This is a genomic window from Methylomarinum vadi, assembly GCF_000733935.1.
GTDB classification, from domain to species: Bacteria; Pseudomonadota; Gammaproteobacteria; order Methylococcales; family Methylomonadaceae; genus Methylomarinum; species Methylomarinum vadi.
Map to the genome: position 1 here is coordinate 1,543,073 of NZ_JPON01000001.1, position 15,390 is coordinate 1,558,462.

Annotated in this window: 11 protein-coding genes; 4 read left to right on the forward strand and 7 right to left on the reverse strand. The window is 51.9% G+C overall.

Annotated elements, in window-relative coordinates:
* Window positions 1-3,642: a BLUF domain-containing protein gene (locus tag EP25_RS0107815; RefSeq protein WP_031433357.1), complete on the reverse strand. Its 3,642-nt coding sequence runs from the start codon at window positions 3,640-3,642 to the stop codon at window positions 1-3.
* A 324-nt stretch (window positions 3,643-3,966) separates the two neighbouring features.
* Here EP25_RS0107815 and EP25_RS0107820 point away from each other — a divergent pair, with 324 nt between their 5' ends.
* Complete coding sequence (locus tag EP25_RS0107820) at window positions 3,967-5,118, forward strand: NAD(P)/FAD-dependent oxidoreductase (protein ID WP_031433358.1); 1,152 nt, start codon at window positions 3,967-3,969, stop codon at window positions 5,116-5,118.
* Window positions 5,119-5,212: 94 nt separating this feature from the next.
* On the opposite strand, the gene EP25_RS0107825 is transcribed toward EP25_RS0107820, so the two are convergent.
* Entirely contained in the window at window positions 5,213-6,469 is a 1,257-nt protein-coding gene (locus EP25_RS0107825; protein ID WP_235185861.1) for an NAD(P)/FAD-dependent oxidoreductase, read from the reverse strand.
* Window positions 6,470-6,540: 71 nt separating this feature from the next.
* Complete coding sequence (locus tag EP25_RS0107830) at window positions 6,541-7,221, reverse strand: SDR family NAD(P)-dependent oxidoreductase (protein WP_031433360.1); 681 nt, start codon at window positions 7,219-7,221, stop codon at window positions 6,541-6,543.
* A gap of 464 nt (window positions 7,222-7,685) precedes the next feature.
* Between EP25_RS0107830 and EP25_RS0107835 the strand changes: the two genes are divergently transcribed.
* From EP25_RS0107835 to EP25_RS0107860, 3 genes are all read left to right on the forward strand, one after another.
* A complete protein-coding gene (locus tag EP25_RS0107835; protein WP_031433361.1) occupies window positions 7,686-8,411 on the forward strand; it encodes an SDR family NAD(P)-dependent oxidoreductase in 726 nt (241 codons plus the stop codon).
* A gap of 91 nt (window positions 8,412-8,502) precedes the next feature.
* Window positions 8,503-9,426: a ribokinase gene (gene rbsK / locus EP25_RS0107840; RefSeq protein WP_031433362.1), complete on the forward strand. Its 924-nt coding sequence runs from the start codon at window positions 8,503-8,505 to the stop codon at window positions 9,424-9,426.
* Between the two features lie 1,106 nt (window positions 9,427-10,532).
* Entirely contained in the window at window positions 10,533-11,093 is a 561-nt protein-coding gene (locus EP25_RS0107860; protein ID WP_031433364.1) for a PEP-CTERM domain protein, read from the forward strand.
* Window positions 11,094-11,278: 185 nt separating this feature from the next.
* Here EP25_RS0107860 and EP25_RS0107865 read toward each other — a convergent pair whose 3' ends face one another.
* The 4 genes from EP25_RS0107865 to EP25_RS0107880 form a co-directional block, all read right to left on the reverse strand.
* A complete protein-coding gene (locus tag EP25_RS0107865; RefSeq protein WP_031433365.1) occupies window positions 11,279-11,923 on the reverse strand; it encodes a response regulator in 645 nt (214 codons plus the stop codon).
* Window positions 11,920-13,248: a histidine kinase gene (locus EP25_RS0107870; protein WP_031433366.1), complete on the reverse strand. Its 1,329-nt coding sequence runs from the start codon at window positions 13,246-13,248 to the stop codon at window positions 11,920-11,922. Before EP25_RS0107870 ends, EP25_RS0107865 begins: the two co-directional genes overlap by 4 nt.
* A 143-nt stretch (window positions 13,249-13,391) precedes the next feature.
* The gene (locus EP25_RS0107875) at window positions 13,392-13,811 is read right to left on the reverse strand and encodes a hypothetical protein (RefSeq protein WP_235185862.1); all 420 of its coding nucleotides are present in this window, start codon (window positions 13,809-13,811) and stop codon (window positions 13,392-13,394) included.
* Between the two features lie 358 nt (window positions 13,812-14,169).
* The gene (locus EP25_RS0107880) at window positions 14,170-15,390 is read right to left on the reverse strand and encodes a type II secretion system F family protein (protein WP_031433368.1); all 1,221 of its coding nucleotides are present in this window, start codon (window positions 15,388-15,390) and stop codon (window positions 14,170-14,172) included.

A 15,390-nucleotide genomic window follows, 5' to 3' on the forward strand; every position in this document is an offset into this window, starting at 1 on the left:
CTACCTGGGCATGCCTTCGATGACCAAGCGATCTTCAATCGTATAGACAGGTTGTTTTTCTTCCCCTTCTTTGAAAAGCGCGGTTTCGGACAATCTCTGAAACTTCCAAGCACTCTGTGCGCTTTGCTGCACCGATTCGCTCAGTGCGATGGCCTTGCCGGCGTTACGTCCCAATGCCTGTAATTGAGAAGCCTGATTGATGGTTTCGCCCAGAATTGTATAGTCCATTTTGACCGATGAGCCAATATTGCCTTCGATCACCGCGCCTGCGGCAAGTCCGAAGCCGCCATAGACGGAGTGATACAGCGGGTTGTCCTGGTCGCGCAACGCCTTCAGACCGCGCAAGGCGTCGAGGCAGGACGAAATCGCCGCATCCGCCTGGTTGAACGGAAAATAGGCGATCAGGCTGGTACCCACATATTCGGCCACTTGTCCGCCGTGCTCGATAATACAGCTTGAGCAGGTTTCCAAATAACTGTTGATGATTTCGGCAATCTCTTCGGCGGAAAAGCGATCCGACAAGGCGGAAAAGCCCAGCATGTTCCCAAACAATACCAGTTTTTCGGTGCATTTTACCGGCACGGTCAAGGGGTTCGTGCCCTCGGTAAGCAGTTTGAGCACGGCGGGCTGAGTATAGCGCCCGATGATATGGTGAGATTGGGCGATATTGCGCAGCATCATCCGTATTGCTTGCAGCAAGACGCCGCTTTCTTCATTAAGACACACCGTGCGCATGCCCCAATCGCTGAACAGTCGTTGTTCGAGCCCATACTCCGCGCTGAGAATCGTCAAGTCCCTGTGACGGGTATCGGAGCGGATTTTTTCCAGCAACGTATCCACGACGGAGGGCTGGCCTTCGAGGATTTGAAAGAAATATTCGTGAACCGAAATCAGTACCCCGGTTAAGCCCAGTTTTTGATTGTTCAGACTGGATTTACGCCCCAGTTCAACGATCTCTTCATCGCTGAACGCGGCATGCATCGTGCTGACGTACATAATGCGCTTGAGTCCCTGCTCTCGCCCACCGCCGGCGGAGCGATCCTGTGTCGCCAGGTGCTGAAGCGCCTTGCTCAAAAGCCCTGAGCCCTTGGTCAACACCTTGAAATCGTTTTGCGACAACACGGTCAATTCGCAGCCGGAAATGCAGCGTACGGTTTCCGCCCGCCGATTGAGATAAGTCTGGGTAATTTCGCCGAAATAATCGCCCGGCCCCAGTTCGGCCACCTTGCGCTCATCCTTTATGACTTCCAGCCGACCGGATTCCACCACATAGGCCATTTCGGCCTCGTCGCCTTGATGGAATATTTCGTCGCCTTGTTCAAAGCGTATCTTTTGCAGGCGGGCCATCGGCGCTGGCGTAAGCACCGCAATATCGCTGCGAAAGGGGATCACCAAGGCCCAATCGATCATGATGCGCAGGTTTTTTTCCAATCCGGGCATGGCCAGAAGTTGGCTGAGTCTAGACAAAAACCAGGCGATTCTGCCTCTGAAGGTAAAGGCTTTCACATCACAGAACGAATTGAAGCCGATGCTGTAAGGTTTGATCAATCTATTGCGGCGCTGATAAGGACGGGGATTGAAGCCTTGCGTTTTAGCCCAGGCGTTATAGCCTGCGGCGGCCCCCAAGGCCTCCCAGTCGGCGGCAGAGATGAAGGGATGTTCGTCGCCTTGAAGTTTCGGAGCAGCATGCCAAATGTGCGGATGAGCTTCGAGGCTCAAGTCGTCGTCGACGGCGAAAGGCCTAACTAAGGCGGCGGCTCCCTGCAAGCGCACGACCGGCATACTGAAACAGGCGTTGATCAACAGTCCGGCTGCACGGCGTTTTCCGCCGGCCATGATGATTTCCTGCTCGGCAACGGCGTTGATTTTTTCCGCCTTGTGCAGAGTGACACCGGCTTTCTCCAGACAGCCATCGCGCACGGACATGTGTTCCTGTTCGAAATCGGCATAAACGTATTCCGGGTCTTCGTAAAGATGAACCTGCCAATTTGAATCACGCAGTACCGGATAGGACGGCGCCATGGCGCGCAGCATTTGACAAATCTCCGCTGAGACGCTGCAAGCCAATTCGCCCGACCCAATGATGGCAATGCTCAAAAAACGCGCCCGTTCGTCGGCGTCTTCGGTGAATTCCGCCTGCTCGATCAGTTCCAGCAGACACTTCCGGAGGTGTAAGGCATCGCCCACCGAGTCGATCGGATACGCATGTGATAACATCCCCGGAATCGAGGTCGTGTTCGGTTTTGCCGTTTGCGCGAGCACCAACTCGCTATATCCCAACATAATTCGTTCGCCGCTCGGACGCCGGGCCAACACCTGTCGGTTGTTGTCGTCGATCGAATCCAGGCGTCCGACGATGACGTTGACCCGAGGAATGACCCGCCGGATCGGATTGACCACGTTGCCGGGTTGCACCGTTCCGCCGATGACTTCCGGCAACAACGGCTTAAGCACGAAATTCGAATTGTCGTGCAGCAAGGTAATGTTGACATTCGAGTAGGCCCCGATCAGTCGCTCTATTTTCATCGCGGCATGCAGCGCGGCAAACCCTCCGCCAACGATGACGATTTCGGCCGCTTGGTCCCTGGCCTCCGGCTTGCGCCAATGGCCTGCGGAATTGATGAAGCTGGACAGCATGACGCCATAGAATAAAATATGCGCGGTCAGGGTTTCAGGCAGCAAGGAGGCGAAAAATAAAAACGCCCCCAACATAAACAACGATAAGGGGCGCAGCAGAATGCCCGCAATCATCAATAAGCCGGCGGATACTTCGACCAAGGCCATAAACAACGAAAAGCCTTCAGGCGCTGAAGACAGTATCGGAACTTGGTAAAGTTTGATGATGGCCACCGATAGATTGGGCTGCATGATCTTGAAGGCAATCCCCAAGTAAAGCATCGTTAAACCTGTCAAAACCCGCATGATGAATTGCGCCCTGGCTCTGGGCTGGGCCGCGAGCCACGACTGAATGCCGAGCAGAGGAGCCGGCGTGGGGAGAGGGAGATAATGTCTTCCCGGGCCTTGCATCAGCAAGTAAATCGAAGTGCCGAGCAATGCCCCGCCGTAGGCTAGGAAATCCAGGCCGAATAGCATGCCGGCCAACAAGCCCAAAGCCATCAGCACTACCGCGCAAAAGCGAACGTAAACGCCGAACAGAATCGCCAATCCTAGCAGGAATTCCAGCCAACGTAACCATGCCCAACCCGACCCCAATAGCCGTATTTCGAGGTCGGGAACGAATAAGGTCGGCGAAGTAAACGGTTCCACGCCGGTGCGCGGTTCGACGCCAAAGGCCGAGGATATCAGCATCCAAGCCAAACAGACCCGAAGGATCCGAGGTACATGTTCGCCGTACGAAGCGAGTCGAGCCTGGAGATCCGGAAACAATTCGCGAGCGCCAGTGAACCCCAGCCTTATCCATCCGAAGATGAATAACAGAAACATCGCGACCATCGTAACATTTCCAAACGAGAGCTCGGTATAAAACGACGGTTTTGGCAATGCGTTCCACTGTGCGATTTGTTCCGGCGTCAAAACCCAGCGTTCATGCGCTCCGCAATCCGGGACAAACAATACCGAGAAGACGAATGCCAGAGAGAAAAAAGATACTGAATTTGCGAACAGGGCTTTTGTTTTTTTCATAATTATTACCCCTTGTTGAACTGAGATATCGCGCTGGCAAGGAATATGCGCCAAGTGATGGAGATGTCTGCACTGGTTCTTTGCCAGGAGCGCTCTAGACGCCATTGCTCTATCACGCCCGCCATCTTGATCTTCCGATCAAAATTTGAAACCAAACCGTCTTGACAAGCATCCCAAATGGAAACAGATTGTTAACTATATTTACCGCATTATGCGAAAATAACAAACAATTAATTTTAGGCAAGCTGTCGTGAGTCGATTGCTTATAAGGCTTTATTGCTATTGGGTATTCACAATGCCCCATTAATTTAGGAATGAGAGTCGATGTCTGGCCGACACAGCAAACATCACAATACCTTAAAGCTGGTCATTATCGGTGGCGGCTATGCCGGTTTATCGGCATTGATCTCGCTGAGACACCGAGCCCCCGATGCCGAGATCACGTTGATAGACCCTCGCCCTTATCATTTACTGATAACCCGTCTGCATGAAACGGTGCGCCGGCCGCTGAAAGAAATTCAAATACCTTTTACAAAACTGGCCCGACGCTTTAATTTTATTCATGTTCAACAACCGGTCAGGTTCGACGAGGAGCAACTGCTAACCTGGAATTTACAGAAATGCATTCAACTCGACGAACAATCATTACCGTTCGATTACCTGTTGATATCCGTTGGCACTCAACCCAACTCATCTATTACGGCGGACGGTGTATATGATCTCGACACATTGAGCCGGCATTGCCTGGCAACCGAGCTCGACAAGCTGTTAAGCGCTACCGGTCAATCAGAAAAAACCATCAATGTCATCGGCGCCGGCCCCTCCGGCATCCAGTTTTCCTTCGAATTGGCCTCTAGGCTCGCCGGCAGTCATGCCGATTATCATGTTAATCTGATAGATGGTGGTGACAGGTTACTTCCCCTTTTTCCAGCGGCCATCGGGCGGTATGTCAAAAAACGCCTAGACCAAAAGGGAATTACCTTATTGCAAAGCCAATTTTACCGGGGCCAGCTTGATCGAGAATTGCACCTTGAACATGCCCATAGTGGCGAGAAATCGATCCTGACCTCGGATCTGACCCTACTGCTGCTCGGAAAAACGCCGAGACTATTGTTACACGCCAATAGTTCCGGTCAGGTCCTTGTCGGCGAGAAACGTCTGAACCATATTTTCACGGCCGGAGACTGTTCATATTATGACAAAATGGGCTCGAATCTGCTGACTTCGCAAGCAGCGATCCGCAAAGGAAAGGCCGCCGCCAACAACATCCTGCTTAAGGCCGGCATCTTGTTTTTTTGCCTACCCTATATGCATCGAGATCTTGGCTATCTATTGAGCTTGGGCCCCGAAGATGGGGTCGGCTGGCTGGTCAGCAAAAACAACATTATCAGCGGCTTACCCGCCTATTTGGCCAAACAAGCCTCCGAAGCGCAGTATGATCTATTTTTGTCGGGTATAGACAGTTATCTAATCTGAATCTTTTTTGGGCGCCTTGACACTTCAAATCGAAAGCGACCAATATGTTCGTCGATTCGTCAGACAGCGAAAAAACGAACGTCTGGATCACTTGTTATAAAGCTTGTGCGTCTTGCTCAGTACCCTGCCAAAAATCACTGATTGGTTTTTTGCTGAAACGCTCAATCGAAAATTCGGTGATATCGATATCTTCTTTTACTTTCCCTGTTCCTGTAATGAGTCTGGCGATTATTTCTCCGAATATAGGCGCGTATTTTAACGACTGCCCCGCCCCTAAACAGTGATAAAGATTGGTCGATCGATGATCGGGGCCCAGAATAAATTTAAGATCCGGCGTGATATCAAAAAACGATCTATAGCCACCCGCATAAACGGGTCGACCTATGTTGGGAAAACGTTGTTGTACTTTTAGCAGATAATCTTCCAGTTGCTGATAATTCACGTTGAAACTCGAAGCGTCGTATATAACATTGGCACCTTCCGGGTTCATCAGCGCACGACTGAATGAACTGGCTATATCCTTTGGGCTACGGCTTCTGGGCTGATGCATATGCAAGATACTTCCCCGCCAACGTCTAAAATACGCCCGGTTAACAAAATCGGCAATAATCGGCAGTGTGACCGGGATGTCTTGCGTACTGAGCAAAAAATTTGCCGCATAAACCGGTTCTAAAGCGACCGGGATTTCAATGTCCATACCGGCAAACAATTCGGCACTCCATGCGCCGGTCGCATTAACGATATTTTGACAGCGGATCTCTCCTTGATTGGTCTTGATCGCTTCGATGTTATGGCGACTATCGCAACTGAAATCAACCACTTCGCAATGTTCTATCACATCAATCTTATTGCGCCGTGCCGCGCTTTGAATGGCATTTAGAATCTGCGACGAATCCAGCTGTAATACCTCAGGTTCATAATAATAATTTTCTTCGGGGACAATTTTAATGGCTTTGCCGCAGAGTTTCTCGACTTCCAAATGCGACAACATTCTAAAATCAATGTCTTCGGCCGCCATCGCATTTTCAAGAGCCGACCATTTCTGCGAGCTTTGCCTTCCTTGGTTCGCGGCAATCCAAATTGCACCGGATTGTTCAAACGGCATATCGATCCCCCAAAGGGGTTTAAGTTTTTTCCAATATGCAGTTGCCTGCTTAGCCATTCTGGCCGCCATCGGCGAGGCATTGGCTGATCGCACAATGGCGCTATGCCGAGAGCTTAAACCGGCTCCCAGGACCTTTTTTTCAACGATGGCGACTTGTCCGGCCTTTTTGCCCAATCTTTTCTGAATTGAGAAGGCACAAGCGCAACCCAGACACCCTCCACCGATGACGACAGTATGGTAGTTCATGCTCATAGTCTCTATCCTCCGGCAACATTAACGAAACCTAGCCCGAATAACTCGCAAAGGGGGTGACAGCATTAAATCTTCAGCGTCGACAGACCGCCATCGACATGTAGCACCTGACCGGTAATCCAAGAGGATTTCTCTGACAACAGAAACAGCGCGGCCTGGGCTATATCATCCGGCAGGCCGACACGCTTCATCGGATGGCGGGATGCCAGCGCTTGTCTCTTGCGATCATCGGCCAACAATCGTTCCGACAAGCCGGTTTCGGTTAAGGAAGGTGCCAATGCATTTACTCTGATGGTTGGCGCCCACTCTGCCGCCAAAGCACGCACTAAGCCCTCGACAGCCCCCTTAGAAGCGGCCGCGACAGCATGATAAGGCATTCCTATTTGCACTGCGACGGAGCTGAATAAAACAACCGAAGCGCTGTGGGCTCTCTGAAGGTTGCTTTGATAGTGTTTCAAACAACGCACCGCGCCAATCAGATTGAGTTCCAGATCTCCGACAAAATCCTGGCATTGCAAATTTTTGAAAGGCTTCAGAATAATACTGCCAGGACAATACACTAAGCCCGCCAACGGCTCATCGATAGAAGGCAAGGGATCAGTCAACACATCACAAAGATGAAATTCAGCGACATCGCCTTGCGGCTGCGTTCGACTCAGCGCAATAACCTCGAACTCGGGCCGTGCCAGTGTAACGATAGCCGCGCCTACCCCTTTGCTGGCGCCGACAATGAGAACTTTAGCCATTGTTCCCCCCTTCGTAGAAATATCTGTAATCTTTAATCTGGCCAGATAGGTTATCTATCAACAAACATTTAAAGATAAATTCAGGTTACCACCGAGTAAAGCAATTGCAATGCACAATCGGCGACTCAAATTCGTAGAAACCGAGCGTCAGCGGCGCTAAGTTTTAAGCCGCGCTAGTCGTAACGCAGTTTTTTTGCCGAAATCTGAACGAATAGCGCGAGCGTAGGCAGCATACAAGGTATCGCGAAACAGCGTTGCTCGAGGGGCAACGGGGTCAGCAGATATTTTTTGGGCTTATTGACACCGGCTGGCTAATGGGTGTCCCGGTTCGCGTGTTTTTCCGAGCTGTAAAACCTTCCCCGGCCTAGCTTCGGGGTCGAACCGTTTCTGAGGCCGGCGAGCGTTTTTGGAGATTAAGCATTATTATATTCTCTACGTCGAAAGAACCTGAATATCCTTAGTCTATGAAAACCATTTTGCTGACCGGCAGCAATTCCGCTATAGGCGCCGCCGTGGCCAAAGCCCTGGTCGAACAGCCGGTACAACTGGCGCTACACTATTTTTCCAATCAAGCCAAGGCCGATGAACTCAAGGCCTGGCTGGACGAGCAAGACATCGCCAATAAGCTGTTCCAGGCCGATCTGACCGATCACCGCCAAGCCGAATCTTTGGTTGCCGATACGGTGCGCGAGTTCGGCGGCATCGATGTGTTGATCAATGTCGTCGGCCCTTTCGTGCATAAAGACATACTCGAGGTCGGCCCTGAACAATGGCTTAGCGACATTAACCTGAACCTGAACAGCTGTTTTCACACCAGCCATTACGCACTGGAAGAACTGCGCCGCAATAGAGGACAAATCATCAACTTCGCCTTCTCCGGCGTCGACAACATCAAGGCCTGGCCGATGTCGACCGGCTATTGCGCCGCCAAGACCGGCGTCGTCGCCCTGAGCAAAAGCCTGGCCGTCGCGCTGGCACCGTACCAGGTCCGGGTCAACACGATCTGCCCCGGCCTGACCGAAGACGACGAAATCGGCGCGTCCGAACGTCAAGCCATGGCCAGCCAAATCCCCGCCGGCCGCCCCGTGCAGCCCGACGAAATCGGAAAAACCGCTGCTTGGTTGATCTTCGACAGCCCGGAGGCGATGACCGGTTCTTTGCTGACCGTTTCCGGCGGCTGGGAGTATTGAAAGGCCAACCGTTTGATGTTTTCATGCTTGCATCACACTACAAAACCAGCATAATCAAACCAGTTTAAGCTCTTCCACCTCTCCATTAGTCATGAACAAAGCTATCGTCGTCGGCAGCATCAATATGGATATAGTCGCCTTCGTCAAAGACCATCCCAAGGTCGGCGAAACGATCTTCGGCCGCGAAGTCAAATATTTTCCCGGCGGTAAGGGGGCCAATCAAGCCGTTTCCTGCAAACGGCTGGGCTGCGAGACCTTGATGGTCGGCCGTCTGGGCGACGATGCCTTCGGCGAACAATTGCTGGCCTTCCAACGACAGGAAGGCATCGATGTCGGCGGCGTTCGCCGCTTGCCGAATACCGCGACCGGCTCCGCTTTCATCACGGTCGCGGAAAGCTCGGCCAATTCGATCGTCGTGATTCCCGGCGCCAATGCGCAGTGGGATGAAAGTTTTCTCGACGACTTGCCCATCGAGGCCGGCGACATCGTGCTGACGCAATTCGAAATACCGGACCGGGTGATCGAACAAACCTTTACCAAGGCAAAGGCATGTGGCGCGATGACGATACTGAACCCTACCCCGGTTCACCCGGTTTCGCCCCTGCTCCGCGACTCGACCGATCTGCTCGTCGTCAACGAAATCGAACTGGCGGCCTTGTCCGGCATGGCGATCGACGCCGAGAGCGACGAAAACATTTACGCCGGGGCGTCAACATTGTTGCAGCACGGTTTTAGCACCATCGTCGTGACGTTGGGCGAAAAAGGCGTGCGTCTATTTAATGCCGATCGGCAACATCGCATCGACGCCAGAACCGTTCAGGCGGTCGACAGCACGGCCGCCGGCGACACCTTCATCGGCAGCCTGACGGCGGGACTGTTATCGGGCCTGGATTTGCCGGAAGCCGCTAAACTGGCCAACATTGCCGCGTCGATCAGCGTCACCCGTGCCGGCGCCGCCTCTTCCATCCCCACGCTCGTCGAAGTCGAAAAACTCCGCGCCGCTTATTCCCGGTAGCGATCAGCGCCCGAATACTCGCTCACGCGCCGATATTCGTCCATCTTCTCAGCAGTAAAGGCTTTACTCGGCATGTCGATTACATCGATAGGAACCCGGACAAACACGGATATGCCAAACAGGCTATCGACTGGCCTGATTCGGGGTTTCATTAATTTGTGAAAGAGGAATTTACTCGCCAGCCTGGGGATATTCAAGTTAGCCAAGTAGGTCGGGCAACTGCTTTTCGTTGCCCGACGTATTAGCGCCAATAATCTCATCGATCTCTGAAATTCCAGGCGAGTCGCCCAATTGAAATATTGGCATTGTCGGGCAGAAAAAGCATGCCCGACCTACAAGACTAAGCGTATTGATGCACATGAATATTATTGAATGACATAAGTGAATTTGCCTTTGCTAATCCAATCGGTCGTTTGGATCGTAGAAGAATTGTGAATGCCGCTGACGTTGGGAGGCTTTATGGCCGACGTTTAGCGACTTTCAATCGTGTCTGCCCCATAGATTGTTAATTCTTGATTCACTTTATTCTAGACCGATGCGGTTCGTGCCACACCCCATCCTTGATCAACCAATCGAACTCGGCCACTTCGATTTTTTGCATAGGAAAATCCCAAAACTATGCGGGTTCAGGTTTCAGCAAGCCAAGTAGGTCGGGCAACTGCTTTTCGTTGCCCGACGTATTAGCGCCAATAATCTCATCGATCTCTGAAATTCCAGGCGAGTCGCCCAATTGAAATATTGGCATTGTCGGGCAGAAAAAGCATGCCCGACCTACAAGACTACCGCGCTTTTGTTGTTTTTTATTCTTTGTCAAAAAAATTTACAATTCAGACTGAACTGAACTGAACTGAACTGAACTGAATTTATTATATATTTATCAATTTCTTATATGTATTATATCAATTATGGAACAATTTTTGCTTACTTGTAAGAAGCAAGGCATTAATACGTAATATTCATTGCATAATTAGCCGAAGACGAAACGGAACCAAACGGCCGCTCGTATTAATTAGAATGGAATGCGCCAACAGTCTTCAACATGGATAAAAATGCCTTGTACATAATGAACAATTTTTCCGAAAGAATAAACGAATTATGGAACATATATGGATAACAAAAAACTAACAAAAAGACTTGCACCCCTAGCTTTGGCAGGTGCTATGGCAGCGCCAATTTCAAACGCTGCACCAGTTGTTAACGTAACAAACTGGTATGACTACGAAGGTAATTCAAATCAGAATGCTTTGGAATTCAACATCTTCGAAGATGATACAGATTTAGGAGTTCTTGGTGTTGCAATTATTGACTTCTATAACTCAACTGGAATCAATGACAGTAATTTCCTTTATTCAACTGGGGATAATGTTTATTTTAACGATTCAATTGCATTCTTAGGTATTAGTGGTGGTGATTTTAGCCCGATTGAAGCAACTTTAATTTATGATTCAACAGATATCGGAGATATATTGAATTATTCGGGATTGGCTGATGTCCAAAGTACTGATAAAACTACATTTCAGGATTATTTTACTGATGTTCAATTTAGTGTTGCAAATCAGAAATGGGATAGTGGGGATGTTTCAACAGTCCCTGCCCCAGCTCCTTTATATTTATTTGCATCCGGTTTAGCTGGTTTAGCTTTCTCCAAAAGGAAAAAGAATAATTAATATATTTTTATACATTGTTTAAAGCTATCGGGCATGGAAAATTCTCCATATATATTTAAATAATGAATCAATAGTAAATCCAAAGAATCAATCTCGCTTGACAAACCGATCAAAGTCGCCCACTTTGATTTTTATTCACTTTATTCTCGACCGATGCGGTTCGTGCCTCACCGCATCCTACCGGGCTACAATTTAGGGCGGGTGTCGATGCGGGCGGACAAGGCGATCTGCATCAATTCGGCGACGCTGGCCGCGTTCAGTTTTTTCTTGATTTGCGTTGAATAATTGGCGACGGTTTTATAGCCGAGACAGAGTTCGTCGGCAATCGTGTGGACCGTAAGTCCCTTGGCCAGCAAACGGAAGATATCGAATTCGCGCGGGGTAAAATTCGCGATGATGGCCTGATAGTCCTGGTCGACGGCATCTTTCAACAAGCCCGCCTCGACATAGCGTTGTCCCGCGACGATGCTGGCGATCGCTCTGGGTAGAATCTCCGGGGCGCTGTTCTTGCTGATATAGCCTTTGGCGCCGGACGACAACGCCCGGTTCACGTAGACCTGTTCGTCATGCACGCTGAACACCAGGATATTGGCTTGTTCATAGCGTTGCAACAAGCGGCGTATCGTCTCCAAGCCGCCGATCCCAGGCATCGACAGGTCCATCACGACGATGTCCGGCTGCAGGCTTTGGTACAGTTGTATGGCCTTCTCGCCGCGGTCGGCCTCGCCGCAGACGTCCATCCCCGCCACCGAGGACAGCAACAGCTTGAACCCCGCCCTGACCACGGCGTGATCGTCCACCAACAATATTCTGATTTTCTCTTCTGTCATGCGATCGGAACGCTTGCCTCAACCGTCATTCCCGCGCCCGGCCGGGAATGAAACGAAAATTCGCCGTCCAGTGATTTGATTCTTTCCTTCATGCCCAACAGCCCGAAACCGGCGGCGACATGTTCGATATGACAACCCTCGCCGTCGTCGACCACCTTGACCGCTAGTTGCCCGGGCCTGGCCGGGTCGATTGCCAGGGTGATTGTAACGCGACTGGCATGAGCATGGCGATTGATGTTGGTCAGGCATTCCTGGATCACGCGGAACAGCTGGATGGTGACGGCATGGTCGAGCGTGTCGACCGCGTCGTCGCAATCCAACTCGACCGACAGGGCGGGATTGCGCTCCGCCCAGTGCTCGACCAGATCTTCCAGGGTCGCCTTCAACCCCAGTTCGCTCAATATCAACGGATGCAATTGCTGCATCATCGAGCGCACGACCTTGATCAAATGATCGCAGATTTCGGTGATCGACTGGGTGATCTTCGGCGTATCGGCGCCCCGGTGCGCGGCGGTCGCCGCCATGACCTTGATCGCGGTCAACGACTGCCCCAGTTCGTCATGCAATTCCTGCGACAGACGTTGGCGCTCTTCTTCCTGAATCTGCAGGGAATGCTGGGTCAGCGCCCTATTCTTCTGCCGCGTCCTTTCCAGCACGTCAGTCATATGGTTGATCGCCCCGGCAATGCTGTCATATTCCTGGGTGGCAAATTCCGGCAGTTTTTTTCGGTATTCGCCGGTTTCGATCAGTTTCAACGCATCGACGATCGTCTCGATCGCCTGCAGCGTCTTGTTGAACACCAAGTGCACGGCCATAAAAATCAACAGCACCAACAGGCAGATGGTCAGAAAAAAGGCGCGGGTTTCCCCCCACACCTCGGTAATCTCATCCAAAGGATTGGCCTGGATAACCAAGGTCAGCACTTTATTGTCGTGGGTCTCGATGCGATATTCGACCTTCGGATAATCGCCGCCGACCAAGTCCGCGAACCAGCGCGGCGGCGTCTCGTCCTGTTCCGAACTTTCTCTGCCTCCGGCGATATCGATCAGATTACCGGAGTCATCCTGCAACTGAATGTTTAAATGCCGCGTTTGTTTCAACGCGCTCAAGCGAGAAATCCAGTCGGTGGCGTCGATATTCGGGTTGGGCGACGCCGAAAAGCCCAACTTGACCAACTGCAGGGCCAGATTAATGGAGGACTCGACCTCGTCCTCGACCGCATTGCGCGCCTGCCAAATTGCGACCGCGCCGCCGATGACCATGATGCCGACGGCAAACAATAGCACCCGGTAGGTAATTTGAAAACGTAAGCTCTTGCTTCGCATAATAGTTTTAATGGAAAAAAATAGCAGGCAACGCACGCCTGACGAATGGTGTATCATTATCGCACTTCAATTTTCGGCAATGTTTAAGGAAGCGCCGAATTTTGATTTACGATGGGTATAAAAAACTGCGGTAGCGCAGCCGGTCAGCGTAACACGCGAATCGAACCCAGCATGCCGGTCTCGACCGTGACGCTCAGACGCGTAATTTTACCGATTCGAATCGCGTTTTTCGGCTGCGATGGATCGATATTAAACTCGTCCCCCTCGCGCACCATGAACGTGCCTATCCCTTTCACTTCCAACAAGGCGATAAATTTCTCGTCGTCGGGGTTTATTAGACCGCGCAATTTCATTGGCGGGATACGCTCGGCCTCATTCGAAGGGACGAAACCGTAAGCCCCGCTGGCCATGCCGGACTGCAGACCCACGGCCTCATACATCAGCTTACTCGGCGTGAAAGGGTCGCGCACCCATTGCGCTTCCGTTTGGCCGGCCCGGGCTAAATAATTGCCGTTTGCGGAACCATTGGCCGCAGCGCTTAACGGGAATAGCAGCGATGCCACAAACGTTAATCCATATACACACTCTACAATATATTTCACTTCATCCTACCTTGACAAAAACTCTTCGTTCCGATGCTGAACCATGGGAATCCAAAAAAGGCCTAACTGAAACTCTTCGCGCCGAGGGCGGCGCTCCTACAACACAATATTCTCTCGTCCCCATGCTCCTCGCTTCATCGTTATACATAAGTCTCGTCATACCCGCCGGGAGTGGGTATCCAGTGTCAAGGATGACAAGCCAAATACATCCTTGTAACCTGGATTCGCGCAATCCTTGCCGGAATGACATGGTTCACATAAAGATGTGTATAACGATGAGTACTCTTCGCTGGGAACGCATAACCACGCGCGTCTTTTATCACCCCGATACCAACGAGAACAAAGCCTGGAAGAAGGCGTAATAAACGAAACCGACCATCCCGCCGATCACCAAAATCATCGCCGGTTCGATCAGCGCCGACAGGCGCTTAATTGCGACTTCCAGCAATCTTTCGTAATACTCGCCCAATTCCTGCAAAACCTGATCCAGACTGCCCGCGCTCTCGCCCACCGCGATCATCTGCAGCACCAACGGCGGCATGCGCGGATGGCGGATGCTGCGGGCGACTTCGCGTCCCTGGAGGATTTTTCCGGCGGCATCCCGCAACTGATCGCTGTAGACCCGATTCCCGAGCAAATTGCCAGTGATTTTCATCGCCTCGTACACCGTGACGCCGCTGCGCAACTGGATGGACAAGGCCCAGGTCATTTGCGCCATCGCCCCGGTCGTCGCCAGCTTGCCCAGCACCGGCAGGCGCAACAGTGCGGCATCGATCCAGCGCCGCCCGATGCCGGTTTGATACAACACCAACAACGCGACGACCAATGCGATCAACGTCCCGACGATACTCAATCCGTTGGCGCGCACCGCATCGGACAGATCGATCAACATCTGCGTGGACGGCGGCAGCGGTTTGCCCTGGCCGAGCAGGAATTTGGCGAACTTGGGAATGATCTTGACCACCATGAACACGCCCACGCCGATCGCGGCCAACACCACGACGACCGGATAAATCATCGCATTGATCATCTGCGCGCGCAGCGCCGCCTTCTTGTCCAGATGCAGCGCCAGCCGTTCCATGATGGTGGCGAGGTCCCCGGTCGTTTCGCCGGCCACGACCAGGTTCACCGCCATGTCAGCAAACACGACCGGATGCTTTTTCATCGCCGCCGACAACGACTGGCCGGCCTCAATATCCTGTAACATCAGGCGGATGGTCAAATTGAGCCGGGGGCTCGAAATCTGCTTCTGGGCCAGTTTCAAGGCCTGTGCGATGGAGAGGCCGGCGCGCAGCATGAACGCCATCTGACGAAAGAAAAAAATCAACGAAGCGTTGCCGACCGAGCGCTGCGAGGCCAGCCAGTCGGAGAAATTGGCCTGGCCGAGGAAGCCTTCCTTTCTCTTGCGCTCCTGCAGCTCCATCACCCGCAAACCCCGCTGACGCAGCATCAAGTTTGCCGCACCGATGTCGTCGGCCTGCACTCGTCCGGAAACCTCCGCGCCGCCGTTATCCAATGCGATATAGGAATAATACGGCAT